Source organism: Cytophagia bacterium CHB2 (assembly GCA_030263535.1).
In the GTDB taxonomy this organism is placed as follows: Bacteria; Zhuqueibacterota; Zhuqueibacteria; order Zhuqueibacterales; family Zhuqueibacteraceae; genus Coneutiohabitans.
In genome coordinates this window covers 1-11,002 of sequence record SZPB01000218.1, presented here as the reverse complement: position 1 = coordinate 11,002, position 11,002 = coordinate 1, and the positions used below count along the sequence as shown (strand labels likewise).

Sequence of the window (11,002 nt, the reverse complement as noted above, 5' to 3'; positions counted from 1 at the left end):
CAGACCTTTCACACTGCTCAAGTTCCGCACGATGACCGACGCCCGTGACAGCGCCGGCACGCTACTGCCTGATGAGCAGCGTTTGACTCGCTTTGGACGCTGGCTGCGCAGCACCAGCCTGGATGAGCAAATCGACAAAGCGCTGGCAACGCCCGCAGCGGGCAAGGCCGCTGATTCACTCGCCGAGTTGAAAAAGAAGATGGGCATCACAGCAGGCTAAACGTAGTCAAAAATAGGCAAAAGCCGCTGAAGCTGAAAACGCTTTAGCGGCTTTTCATTGAACGTCAAACCTACCCCCATTCCGCCAGCAGGCGATCCATCTCATCTTCCGCTTCCTGCCGTTGCATTTCCATGTCACGCAATGCTTTGAGGTCGGCTGCAATATCGAGCTTTCGAACAACCGGTTCGCCGGAGACGTAGCGCGAAAACATGAGATTGAAATCATGTCTTGTTTCAATCTCGCGCAACGTTGCAACCGCGGCAAAGCCGGTTAGATTCCGGTTTTGCGCCAGCCAGTTGCGTGCACGATCTTCCGCCTGCGCCAGCGCCTGCCGGCGCGCCTCAAAATAATCAATTAGCGCCTGCTTGCGGTCGGCGTCTGCAGCGCAGTTCTCAAGCTCACGCTGTTGCAGCTTGGCAAGATTGTCCCGGCGTTCTCGCATCAGTTGCTCGAAAGCGGAAACCATTTTATCTGCAGAACCAAAGGCGCGGTAAGCGGCAACAAGCTTGAGTATGTCCGCCTCTTGTAATCCCTGCTGCATACTTTTGAGCTCGATGCGGCTGGCGGCGTCAATAAACAGCACTTTGCCGTGACGCGACTTGGGCTTGCTGCGATTCAAAATCAAAACGGCGAACGGTAAACTCGCGCCGTAACCCAGGCCGCTGGGCAAGCCGATCACCGCCTCGATAACGTCGCGCTGGGGATGCAACAGTGCGGCACGAATGTCTTTTTCAACGCCGGTACGAAACAATGCGCCGTGCGGCACGATGATGGCCGCGCGGCCGCGCTGGTTGAGCGCGGCCAGGGCATGCTGCACGAAAGCAAGGTCTCCGCGTTTCTGCGGCGGCACACCGTCTGCGAAGCGTTGCCAGGAATCATGCAGCGCCTCCTCAAAATTCCAATTGGTCAGCGGCATCGGCGGATGCGCTAGCAGAAGGTCGAATGTCATCAAGCGGCCCTCTTCATCCAAAATGGGATCCCCCAGGGTGTCACCCAGTTTGAGATGAACATCTGCCAGCCCGTGCAACAGCATTTGCAATTGACAAAGCGCCAATGTTTCGGCCTCAAGTTCTTCGCCGTACAACGAGAGATTTTGCGGATTGCCTGCGTGTTCCGCCAGATATTGCCGGAATGCCGCCAGGCCTCCGCCGGCGCCGCACACGGGGTCGCAAACGCGCATCCCCTCTTGCGGTTGCAAAAGTTCGACAAGCAGACGCATGATTGCCGGCGGGCTGGCAAAATCTCCGGCTCGCTTGCCTGCTAGCTGGGCAAAATAATTGAGTACATGCGCCAACGCTTGATGGAAAACCTCGCCGGTCAAAAAGTGCTGGGGCAGGAGCTTGACGGCATCGAAATGCTGCAACAATCGATACAGCAAAGCATTCGTCGCGGCCAGCCCCAAATCTTTTACCGCCGCATCTAAATGAATTTGATTGAACACCCCCATCAGCGGAATCGGATTGCGCTGCGCCAAAGCGGCATATGCCGTGGCCAGCGCATGTACGCACGTGTCTTGCGCCGCCAACAACAGCGGCCAGCGCGCCTCCGGCGGCACAAAAAAGCGATGCTCATCCGGGTCGCCTGCAATACTCGCGGCTTCAGATTCCGCGCTGCCGCGGGCGAGTTCACGCGCATACACGGTATCGTAGCGCGCTTGAAATTCATCCGATACGCGTTTCAAAAAAATAAGGGCTAACAAATGATTGCGCAGCAGCAGGGGATCGATTTCGGCGCGCATCAAATCCACCGCGGCAATGAACTGCGCGCTGAGCGACTCAACAGTAAAAACAGGGTTTGACATTTTACCCTCCATTTTCGAACAACGTGTTCAACGTGATTTGCCGAGCAATTTCCAGGCGTTTTTCCGCGGCGGCCAGCGCCAATGCGTGCTGGCGTTCGGCTGCGGCCAGCAATCTGGCGAGTTGATGCTGGCGCGGAAGTGGCGGCAGCGGCAACCGGATTTTTTTAAGGGCGCGCACGGTAAGATTTTTTTGTTTGGTGGTGGATTGCGAGGCTTTCTCCAGCACGTTGCGGCCCGCGGGATGGCAGAAATAGGCATGCAACACTGCCGGCAGAAATTCGGGGCCGCAGCGCACAACGATTATGTTGGAGTCGACCAGCATGCCCGCGGCTTTCTCCGGCGTTAATGCAAGACGAACATCCGTGCCCCGGCAGGTGACCAACAAATCGCCGGCGGCGATCTGATAAAAAGCCGGATCAATTTCCGGCAGGAGACTCACGGTCTCAATCGCTTCCCAATTCAGGCCGGCATGATGAATTGCTTTCATGCCGATCAGGCTCATGCGCAAGCCGTATTTTTGCGCGGGCGCAACCCGGCCCTGGCGCGCCAGGCCGACGAAGATTTCCGCAATCTCTTCCAATGGTAAAAAAGTATAGGTTGGCATAAACATGACTCATGGTTGGTGAGGCCGGCCGGTCACCCAAAGCAGCGCATGAAGGAGGATCACCCGACAAGCAACCGGCCAGTATTTCGAATTCATTCGCGCACAGTGACATCGCTGATGAGATAACTTTCTGGGTCGCGCGATTTGATGTAACAGCGCACAGTCTTTCCGCCGACATGCGCTTCGAGCCGGCGCTTGGCTGCTTCGCCCGCCTCCGTGCCGGGCGGCGGCGCGCTTTGGCTGAGGCGAATTAGCTCAACCGGTTTGTAAGGATAGTCGTTGCCCGCGCCCACCACAGCAACTTGCATTTCGAAGGTGTCGCCATCGATAACGCGCAACACCGGACCTTCAATCCAATCTTCCATCCGCATGACTTTGCCTTTCTGTGGCGATGCCACATTTTAAAGATTGAAATCTCCGGCAAAATCAGCTATATTCGGTTGCTTTTGCGATCGAGCTGATTTTGTCGGCTTGATTGTATGCACGCTGCGTTCATCGCCATGAACGCAGCGTTTTTTATTTAAAGGGAACAAATTATACCCAATGTGGCGAACACGATAGTACATTTTTTTGTATTTGTCAATATTTTTTGTACAAATAATACTAAAAAATTTATATTTAATAATATTTTTACTAAATATTTTGAAATTAGAATTTATAGCAATGCCATTATTTTATGAACCTTAGCAAAAGTTATGATGCGATAATTCACAACAGGCCTACAACCAATACCGCTCATTTAACATTTCGTTCGTCCTCATCCGTGCTCCAAAAAGTATCGGCGATCAAAGCACGTGGAACGCCTTGGGGTGTAGCCGAAAGCCCCATCACGTGCATTTTTCGTGATGCTAACGACCCGATTCTTAGTAGGAGTTTTGAGCGAAAATTGGCTTTCCGGCCACACCCCAGGCGCTGGCGCGCCCGAGGAAAGCGGAGAATAGGCTTGCATTTATGCACACTCCGTTTTATATTTGCCTTCCTGAAAACAATGCCAGATTTTGGAGATCGACATGAAAGACAGTATTCACCCGAATTATCGTTTAGGCACGGTTACCTGCGCCTGCGGCAACACCTTCCGCGTGCGCAGCACGATCGGAGAGCAGCGCATTGAAATCTGCTCCCAATGCCATCCGTTCTTTACCGGCAAACAAAAACTCATTGACTCTGCCGGCCGCGTGGAAAAATTCAGAAAAAAATACGAGGCTACAGCAAAGAGCGCACCGGCACAAGCTTAACGAGTGAATTCAACGGCATGAACGGAATGCATCATCAGAAGCAAGAACGATGTATTCCGTTTTTTGTTTATAGCGGATAAAAATCCAAAACACCAAAGCATTGAGCGAAAACAACGCTATGGCTGAAAGTCAACTCATGGTTGGGGGACAAGCAGTCATCGAAGGCGTGATGATGCGCACGCCAGAGATGGTCACGGTAGCCTGCCGCCGCGCCAACGGCTCGATCACAGTTTTGAAAAAGCCGTATCGCTCGCTGCTGGCGCGCCACAAATTTCTTGCGCTGCCCATTTTTCGCGGCGCGATCGTGTTGATCGAAGCGCTGGTGCTTGGCATGCAAGCACTAACCTATTCCGGCGACTTGGTGGAACACGACATGCGCCCGGCCGGCAACGGCAAAGAAGCCGCCACGCCGTCCTTGCCCGGCCAGCGCTCGAAATCCGACAAAATTAAAATGGGGTTGACGCTCGGGATTACGCTCGCCATCGGCCTGGGAATTTTCTTTTATATTCCGCTGGTGTTGACGGATCTCACCGGCGCGCGTTCGGGATTTTGGTTTAATTTGATCGACGGCATCATCCGCATGATTTTCTTTTTGGGTTATATCGCATTGATCTCGCGCATCAAAGAAATTCAGCGCGTGTTCGAATATCACGGCGCCGAGCATAAGAGTATATTCAATCATGAAGCCAACACTGAGTTAACGCCCGAGAACTCCGCTGCATTTTCGCGTTTCCATCCGCGTTGCGGCACCAGTTTCTTGCTGATTGTCATGGTGGTCAGCATCTTCGTGTTTATGTTTCTCGGCCGGCCCGACACGGTGGCAGAACGGCTGGTACGCTTGCTGTTTATCCCGGTGATTGGCGGCGTCTCCTATGAGTTGATCCGATTGTCGGGCGCCGGCTATCGCCATCCCTTCTGGCGCACACTGATTGCGCCCGGCCTGTGGCTGCAGCGCCTGACCACGCGCGAGCCGGATCATTCTCAATTGGAAGTTGCGATTGTTGCTTTGCAAGCCGCGCTGGGCAAGGATGTTGCGGCATTGCCCAACGTCATCGTGGACGACGGGAAAGCAGTGGCGGTGCAAACGGCTTAATCCTGAGGTGGGTAAGGTTCAGGTGATGACTTGAAAGTATCACAACGTTCTGCATTCAAACGGGAGAACAGCCATGCGCGACGATTTGAAAATTTCAGAAATAGAAGAGCAATGCAATGGTCAATGGGTGGTTGTTGAAATCACCAAACGTGATCGCTATCGCAATCCTTTGCGGGGCCGGCTTCTGTTCAATGGCTCCGATCAGAGGAAAATATATCAGAACGGGCGCTTATATCGTGAAGCTCACCCCGGCGCAGAGCTTTATTCTTTTTATGCCGGCGACCCGATTCCACAAGGCATTGGAGTGATGTTTGCAAAAGAGTGATCGGATTGACGGGCGTTTTGCTTATGGCGGCGTATTGCTCGTGCCGGTGGAACTGAATGGTTTCGGTTTGAGGTTCATGGTTGATACTGGTGCGGCTGTTTGCGCGATTAGCCGGAAAGCATTGGATCAAGTCGTTGCGGAACCGACAGTTCAAAAGGTTACGATTGCACCGAACTCGTGACGGCCTCAACTCTACGTATTGATGATTTCGTCGTCGGTGGCAAGATGCAAAAAAATATGCTGGTGACAATTGTTGACCTTCCTCCAGGCTTTCAGCTCGATGGACTCCTCGGCATGAATTTTCTGGGCAAATACCGCTTCACGATCGAGCCTGACACCGCAACGTTGATCTTGCGCAACATTCCCGTTAAAAAAACAAAATAAAATGCTGGCCAAACTCGACAAAATAGAAAAACGCTTCGAAGAGCTAAACGCGCTGTTGAGCAGCCCGGAAGTTGCGGCCAATCCCAAACGTTTGCGCGACACGGCAAAAGAACGCAACGAACTCGAAGCCGTAGTCAAAAAATATCATGAATATAAATCTCTGCTGCGCAGTATCGACGACGATAAGCGCCTGCTCACCGAAAGCAACGATCGCGAACTGCACGAATTGGCCTCGGTCGAATTGGAAGAATTGGAAACCCGGCTGCCCGCCCTCGAAGAAGAATTAAAGCTGTTGCTCGTGCCGCGCGATCCCTCGGACGCGCGCAACGCCATCATGGAAATTCGCGCGGGCACCGGCGGCGACGAGGCGGGCTTGTTTGCCGGCGATCTTTACCGCATGTACACACGCTTCGCCGAGCGCCAGGGCTGGCAGCTTGAAGTCATATCGAGCAATGCCCAGGGCATCGGCGGTTTCAAGGAGATCATTTTTCAAATCAACGGCAAGGACGTCTTCGGCAAACTGAAGTACGAAGGCGGTGTGCATCGCGTGCAACGTGTTCCGGCCACGGAACAGAGCGGCCGCATTCACACTTCCGCGGCCAGCGTGGCCGTGCTGCCCGAGGCCGAAGAAGTCGACATTGACATCAACATGAACGATCTACGCATCGATGTTTTTCGTTCCTCCGGACCGGGCGGGCAAAGCGTGAACACCACGGATTCTGCCGTGCGCATCACGCATGTTCCCACGGGACTGGTGGTGCAATGCCAGGACGAGAAATCACAGCTCAAAAACAAAACCAAAGCGCTGCGCGTCTTGCGTTCGCGCTTGCTCGAGATCAAACAAAACGAAGAGCGCGCCAAGGTTGCCAGCGCGCGCAAACAAATGGTGGGCAGCGGCGACCGCAGCGATAAAATTCGTACTTACAATTTCCCACAAAACCGCGTGACCGATCATCGCATCGGCCTGACGATTTACCGGCTGGATGAGGTTTTGGACGGGAACTTGAACGAGTTTATCGAACAGCTTTCTCTGGCCGATCGCACAGAGAAACTCAAACAAGAAATCTAAGCGCTGGCGGGATTCGTGGAAACAAACATTGCCTCCGCTCATCACCTGCGTGCGCGGCAATCTCCTCAATCGCTGTACATGAGCATGACGACATCTGTCGATGTAAATCAGCCCCTCCCCCAGTTGATTCGCAGTCTTTCCGAACATTTTCAAAAGGCCGGATTTCCTTCTGCTCTCGCCGAAGCGGAGTGGCTGCTGGCGGGCATTCTGCAAACCCGACGTTCAGAGCTTTATGTCGAACGCAATCGTGTTCTCACCGTCGAGCAGCAAGAAATACTCAAGCAATATTACTGCCGGCGGCTGCAACGGGAGCCGCTGCAATATATCTTGCAATCCTGCGAATTTTTTGGTATTGAATTCAAAGTCAATCCCGCCGTGCTCATTCCGCGGCCGGAGACGGAGCTGTTGGTGGAAAGAGTCATCACATTGGCGCAAACGTTCAAGGCCGCACGCATTGCTGATTTGGGCACGGGTTCCGGCTGCCTCGCCGTCAGCCTTGCCAAACATCTGCCGGCGGCGAAGGTGCTGGCAATCGACATTTCAGCGGAAGCCTTGAAAGTGGCGGAGGAAAATGCGCAAGCGAATGGCGTGGCGCAGAAAATTACTTTTCGCCAAGCCGACATGTGTGCTTCTATAGATGCCATTCATTCAAATCAATTTGATATCGTCGTGTCGAATCCGCCCTACATTCTGCCGGCGGAGCGCGACGAGTTGCAGCCGGAAATTCGGGATTTTGAGCCGGAAGCCGCGCTTTTTGTCGAGGGCGATGGACTCAAATTTTATCGTTGTATTTTGGCGTTCTGCCAGCGTCATTTGAAACCCGGCGGCTGGGTGGCTTGCGAAATGGCGAGCCAGAGAAGCGCTGCGATTGAAAAACTCTTTCGGGAATCCAACTTTGCGAGTGTCGAGATCATGCCGGATTATGCCGGATGGCCCCGGCATCTCACTGCACAAAAAAGCTGAGGAGGCTCTGGTGATCAACAGCAACATTTTCCGGGAATATGATATTCGCGGTATTGCGGAGACGGAATTGACCGATGAGAACGTTGCGCTCATCGGAAAAGCTTTTGCGACCTGGATGTTGGCGCAAGGCCGCAAGCGGCTCGTGGTCGGGCGCGATTTACGACTCTCCTCGAATCGTTTGCGCGACGCGATGGTGAATGCGATGCTGGGTTGTGGTGTCGACATCATCGATATCGGCGTGGTGCCAACGCCCACGCAGTATTTTGGCATCATTCATTTCGAGGCTGAGGGCGGTGTGATGATCACCGGCAGTCACAATCCGCGCGAATACAACGGCTTCAAAATGTCAAAAGGCCTGCGGGCGGACGACGGCCATCTCAGCGTGGGCGCGGTTTATGGCCAGGATATTCAGGAACTTTATCAAATCATCCGCTCGAATCAGTTCGCCACCGGCAAGGGTAAAATCGAGATCGTCACCATTACTCCCGAATACATTTCCGCCATCAAGCAACGCGTCAAAATTCACAAGAGACTCAAGATCGTCGTCGATCCCGGCAACGGTTGCGGCGCGTTGTTCGCGCCCGATTTGTGGGAAGAGATGGGTTGTGAAGTCGTGCGCCTATATGCCGAGCCGGACGGCAATTTCCCCAATCATTTGCCTGACCCGACGGTGATGAAATACATTAAAGATTTGCGCGAGAAAGTCCTGGCTGAGAAAGCGGATTTGGGCATCGGCTATGACGGCGACGCCGATCGCATGGGCATTATCGACAATCTTGGCCGCCCGATTTTCGCGGACAAGCTTTTGGCGCTGTTCGCACGCGATACCTTGACGCGCTATCCGGGCGCCACCATCGTTTTCGATGTAAAATGCAGCCAGGCCTTGCCGGAGATGATTGAGAAAGCCGGCGGCAAACCCTTGATGTGGAAAACCGGCCATTCGCTGTTGAAAGCAAAAATGAAGGAGGAGCATTCTCCGCTTGCCGGCGAGATGAGCGGACACATTTTCTTTAGCGACGGCTACTTCGGTTTTGACGACGCCATTTTTGGCAGCGGCCGCCTGATGCAAATTCTCACGCAATCCGGCAAAACCATGGCGCAACTGCACGATGAGGTGCCGGCATTCGTTTCCACTCCCGAGATTCGCATCGATGCGACGGACGAAGACAAGTTCAACGTCGTCGCCGATCTCGTCGCCTATTTCAAGAAAAGTTATCAAGTCATTGACATTGACGGCGCGCGCGTGCTGTTCGGCGACGGCTGGGGCCTGGTGCGCGCTTCAAACACGCAGCCGGTGCTGGTGATTCGCTTCGAGGCGAAGACACAAGAACGCTTGCACCAAATCGCAGAAATTTTCAAAAAGAAGCTGCGTGAATATCCGTCGGTTAAATTCACGGATGAGGATTTTGAAGTGGCGTAGCAAGGGGCTACTCGATGGAATTTGAATGGGATCCGAGCAAGGCAAGCCAGAATCTACGGAAGCATAAAATATCCTTTGGCGAGGCCGCGACCGTGTTTCGCGACCGATTGAGTATTGCAATTGATGACCCTGATCATTCAATTCGAGAAGAACGTTTTATTATTATCGGAGTCTCGGAACGGCAGAGGCTGTTGATGGTAGCCTATACCGAGCGCGGTAAGAGAATTCGCATCATCAGCGCTCGGCGGTTAAACCCGACGGAGAGAAGAGCCTATGAAAAGGAAATCAAAAACCGATTTGAACGATGAACTGCGTCCGCACTATGATTTGCGCCACCTATTGCCTGGCGGTGTGCAAGGCAAATATGCGGAACGTTATCGCGCGGGCACCAATCTCGTACTTTTGGAGCCGGATATTGCAAAGGCTTTTTCGAGTGACGAGGAGGTAAATGAAGCCCTGCGTTTGGTGTTGCAGATGACCCGAATTCGCCTCGACAAAAAGCGGCGCTTGCAGAAACAAAAAGCCTGAGTCAAGTGCATGCAACTTGAAAAGTATGACGGCCGCGCCGAGGAAGAGATTCCATGCATTGAAAGTACCAGGATTAAACCAATCAAACGGCGGTCTTCATAGTCCCGTCCGGTTTCCTGAAAAAATAGTTCGATTTGACTTCCAAAGGAGTTCCCGTGTCTCAACTCATGATCAGCATCTCCGGCATACGCGGGGTGGTTGGTGAAGGATTGACCCCTGAAGTTGCATTGACGTTTGCGCAGGCATTCGGCACATATTGCAAAACCGGCAAAGTCGTGCTCGGCCGCGATTCGCGCGTGTCCGGGCCGATGTTGCACGGCGCTGTCACTGCCGGCTTGCTTGCCACCGGCTGTGAGGTTGTCGATCTCGGCATTGCCTCGACTCCCACCACACAATTGGCCACTGAAAAACAACATGCGGCCGGCGGCATCATTCTCACCGCGAGCCACAATCCCGTGATGTGGAACGGCATGAAACTGCTGGCGCATGACGGCCTGTTTCTCGACGGCGAAGAAGGCGCAAAGGTAAATGCTATTCGCGCGAGCCGCGCTTTTGCGCTGAAAACGTGGGATCAACTCGGCGCGCTGAGAGCCTATAACAACGCGGTTTCAGATCATCTGCAAGCGGTGTTAAGCCTGCCTTATTTGAATGTCGAACAAATTCGCCGACGTAGATTCAAAGTCGTGGCGGATTGTGTGAATGGCGCGGGCGGCGTAATTGTCCCGCAATTGCTTGACAGCCTCGGCTGTGATGTCACCTATCTTAATCTTGAGCCGCACGGGCGGTTTCCGCGCAATCCTGAGCCGACGCCTGAGAACTTAACCGAGCTGGGCCGCGCCGTGCAGGAACACCGCGCCGATATTGGCCTTGCGGTCGATCCGGATGCCGATCGCCTGGCGCTGGTTTCAGAAAAGGGCAAGCCGCTTGGGGAAGAATATACGCTAGCCCTTGCCGTGGATTTTTTCCTGCGACGCAAGAAAGGCAAAGTTGCGGTGAATGCTTCAACCTCGCGCGTCATCGATGATCTTGCTGAAAAGCACGGCTGCACCGTCGAACGTACCAAAGTCGGCGAGATCAATGTTGCCAAGCGCATGCGCGAGATCGGCGCGGTGATCGGCGGCGAAGGCAACGGCGGCGTCATCTCGCCGGAGGTTCATCTCGGCAGGGATTCGCTGGTGGGCATCGCATTCATGCTGCAACATCTCGCGGAGTTTCAAGGCCCGTTGAGTGAGTTGCATCACGCGCTGCCGCAATATGTGATGTGCCGCAAAAAGCTCGAGCTTGATGATCAACAGAAAGCGAAGGCAGTTTTGCAGAAGCTCCAGGACGTCTATGCCCATGAACAGCTTGATCTGCTTGA

General features: G+C 53.7%; 13 protein-coding genes and 1 pseudogene. 11 read left to right on the top strand and 3 right to left on the bottom strand.

The annotated features are described in order from the left end of the window. Positions 1–127: pseudogene (locus tag FBQ85_19155) on the top strand (sugar transferase). Between the two features lie 163 nt (positions 128–290). Here the strand turns inward: FBQ85_19155 and FBQ85_19150 are convergent. The 3 genes from FBQ85_19150 to FBQ85_19140 form a co-directional block, all read right to left on the bottom strand. Continuing rightward, positions 291–2,033 (bottom strand): hypothetical protein, encoded by a 1,743-nt coding sequence (locus FBQ85_19150; protein MDL1877254.1) that lies wholly within the window; start codon positions 2,031–2,033, stop codon positions 291–293. Next, the gene (locus FBQ85_19145; protein ID MDL1877253.1) at positions 2,023–2,631 is read right to left on the bottom strand and encodes a hypothetical protein; all 609 of its coding nucleotides are present in this window, start codon (positions 2,629–2,631) and stop codon (positions 2,023–2,025) included. Before FBQ85_19145 ends, FBQ85_19150 begins: the two co-directional genes overlap by 11 nt. Before the next feature lie 86 nt (positions 2,632–2,717). After that, positions 2,718–3,023 carry a hypothetical protein gene (locus tag FBQ85_19140; GenBank protein ID MDL1877252.1) on the bottom strand — a complete coding sequence of 102 codons (306 nt, stop codon included), beginning with the start codon at positions 3,021–3,023 and terminating at the stop codon, positions 2,718–2,720. A 612-nt stretch (positions 3,024–3,635) separates the two neighbouring features. On the opposite strand from FBQ85_19140, the gene rpmE reads away from it, so the two are divergent. From rpmE to glmM, 10 genes are all read left to right on the top strand, one after another. Beyond that, on the top strand, positions 3,636–3,860 hold the full coding sequence (gene rpmE, locus FBQ85_19135) for a 50S ribosomal protein L31 (protein MDL1877251.1): 225 nt from the start codon (positions 3,636–3,638) through the stop codon (positions 3,858–3,860). 118 nt (positions 3,861–3,978) lie between these two features. After that, complete coding sequence (locus FBQ85_19130; GenBank protein MDL1877250.1) at positions 3,979–4,953, top strand: DUF1385 domain-containing protein; 975 nt, start codon at positions 3,979–3,981, stop codon at positions 4,951–4,953. 85 nt (positions 4,954–5,038) lie between these two features. Next, a complete protein-coding gene (locus FBQ85_19125) occupies positions 5,039–5,278 on the top strand; it encodes a hypothetical protein (protein MDL1877249.1) in 240 nt (79 codons plus the stop codon). Further along, positions 5,265–5,459 carry a hypothetical protein gene (locus tag FBQ85_19120; GenBank protein ID MDL1877248.1) on the top strand — a complete coding sequence of 65 codons (195 nt, stop codon included), beginning with the start codon at positions 5,265–5,267 and terminating at the stop codon, positions 5,457–5,459. Before FBQ85_19125 ends, FBQ85_19120 begins: the two co-directional genes overlap by 14 nt. Positions 5,460–5,663: 204 nt before the next feature. Further along, positions 5,664–6,731, top strand: coding sequence for a peptide chain release factor 1 (locus tag FBQ85_19115; protein MDL1877247.1), 1,068 nt, complete (start codon positions 5,664–5,666; stop codon positions 6,729–6,731). 15 nt (positions 6,732–6,746) lie between these two features. Then, complete coding sequence (prmC, locus tag FBQ85_19110) at positions 6,747–7,694, top strand: peptide chain release factor N(5)-glutamine methyltransferase (protein MDL1877246.1); 948 nt, start codon at positions 6,747–6,749, stop codon at positions 7,692–7,694. Next, positions 7,654–9,114, top strand: a complete 1,461-nt coding sequence (locus FBQ85_19105) for a phosphomannomutase/phosphoglucomutase (GenBank protein MDL1877245.1) — start codon at positions 7,654–7,656, stop codon at positions 9,112–9,114. Before prmC ends, FBQ85_19105 begins: the two co-directional genes overlap by 41 nt. A gap of 14 nt (positions 9,115–9,128) precedes the next feature. Next, positions 9,129–9,422 carry a BrnT family toxin gene (locus FBQ85_19100; protein MDL1877244.1) on the top strand — a complete coding sequence of 98 codons (294 nt, stop codon included), beginning with the start codon at positions 9,129–9,131 and terminating at the stop codon, positions 9,420–9,422. Continuing rightward, positions 9,388–9,642, top strand: a complete 255-nt coding sequence (locus FBQ85_19095; protein MDL1877243.1) for a hypothetical protein — start codon at positions 9,388–9,390, stop codon at positions 9,640–9,642. Before FBQ85_19100 ends, FBQ85_19095 begins: the two co-directional genes overlap by 35 nt. Before the next feature lie 155 nt (positions 9,643–9,797). Then, on the top strand, positions 9,798–11,002 hold a 1,205-nt coding region (gene glmM / locus FBQ85_19090; protein MDL1877242.1), incomplete at its 3' end, for a phosphoglucosamine mutase.

What these genes read in the sequence shown, in the direction of transcription:
- FBQ85_19150 (MDL1877254.1), bottom strand. Translation starts at nt 2,033, where the DNA reads ATGGAGGGTAAAATGTCAAACCCTGTTTTTACTGTTGAGTCGCTCAGC.
- FBQ85_19145 (MDL1877253.1), bottom strand. Translation starts at nt 2,631, where the DNA reads ATGTTTATGCCAACCTATACTTTTTTACCATTGGAAGAGATTGCGGAA.
- rpmE (MDL1877251.1), top strand. Translation starts at nt 3,636, where the DNA reads ATGAAAGACAGTATTCACCCGAATTATCGTTTAGGCACGGTTACCTGC.
- FBQ85_19130 (MDL1877250.1), top strand. Translation starts at nt 3,979, where the DNA reads ATGGCTGAAAGTCAACTCATGGTTGGGGGACAAGCAGTCATCGAAGGC.
- FBQ85_19115 (MDL1877247.1), top strand. Translation starts at nt 5,664, where the DNA reads ATGCTGGCCAAACTCGACAAAATAGAAAAACGCTTCGAAGAGCTAAAC.
- FBQ85_19105 (MDL1877245.1), top strand. Translation starts at nt 7,654, where the DNA reads ATGCCGGATGGCCCCGGCATCTCACTGCACAAAAAAGCTGAGGAGGCT.
- FBQ85_19100 (MDL1877244.1), top strand. Translation starts at nt 9,129, where the DNA reads ATGGAATTTGAATGGGATCCGAGCAAGGCAAGCCAGAATCTACGGAAG.
- FBQ85_19095 (MDL1877243.1), top strand. Translation starts at nt 9,388, where the DNA reads ATGAAAAGGAAATCAAAAACCGATTTGAACGATGAACTGCGTCCGCAC.